This window comes from Vibrio sp. Vb1554, assembly GCF_033344235.1.
The window spans coordinates 1-1,073 of record NZ_JAWPOJ010000419.1 but is presented as its reverse complement, the minus strand read 5'-3'; the positions used below and the strand labels follow the sequence as shown (position 1 = coordinate 1,073).

Genomic DNA, 1,073 nt, shown 5'->3' with positions numbered 1-1,073 from the left:
CGCCCGCCTGTTCGTAACCCAAGCCCAACAAACGGTAAGATTGCTGCTTGATGAAGTTTTTGTTTTCCGGCGCTTTTTCGACAAGCTCTAAGGCTTTCTTCGCGTTTTCAATTACTTTTTTGCTGTCGTTCTGATGATAAGCGAGACCAGACTGAAGTAGGGCGGCTTTCGCTTCAAGCTGAGGGATATCCGCGTATTCCAGTAACTCTGTCGCACGTTCCAGATATTGCTCTGCAAGTGCGTAGTTGTAGAGTTGCAGGTAAGTCGCAGCCAAGCTCAACCGAATCTTAATGGTGCGATTGATATTACGACTGGTGCTTTCGTGATCCAGTACGTTGAAGTAGTGCACCAAAGCAAGATTGAACTTGCCTTGATAAAAATAGATGTCGCCCATTTGTTCAAGTACATCGGCCAAAATAGGGGAGCTTGGGTAAGAGTCGTAGAAATCTGCAGCCTGAGACAGATATTCAATGGCTTTGTCGTAAACACGACGTTCTTGGAAAAGTCTCGCCAGCAAGCGGTTTACTTTGGCAAGGCGAGTACCGCTGTCACTTTCTATGGACTGCCAATAACCGTAAAGCAGTTCTGAAAGCGCAAGGTTGTATTTTTTACTGTTAAGGTAAAACTCACCAACAGAAGTGTAGTAATCAATTAAGGCCAAATCGGAACGACTGTCCTCAAGCATGCTTTTCGCTTGAGCATACAAACGCTCTGCGCCAACGTTATCGCCACGATGAGCCGCTAGCAGGGCTCGTTGCATCACTAGACGATAACGGACGCTGTCTGTACGTTGAAGTACAGAGTCGGCTTCGTCTAGCTGTTTTTCAATTTGATTGAGGGTGTCTTCGGCAGCTGAATAGTTGTGGTCGTACATCCAAATCATTTGGTTGCGCATGAGTTGCACATCCAAAGTCATGTAAGGCAGTTGGTATTCTTTCGCGAGCTTTTCTGCTTCATTGAGGTTATCGATCGCTGAGCGGACATTGCCCATCGTATAGTCGGCTTGCGCAATGATCTTGTGTGCTTCGATGGTGCTGGCTGGGGTACGAATGCTGCGATCGGTCTCTTCTCGA

Annotated in this window: 1 protein-coding gene; it reads right to left on the bottom strand. The window is 47.1% G+C overall.

What is annotated here, in order from left to right:
- The coding region (locus R8N28_RS26745; RefSeq protein WP_318183861.1) for a tetratricopeptide repeat protein at positions 1 to 1,073 on the bottom strand (1,073 nt) is incomplete at both ends.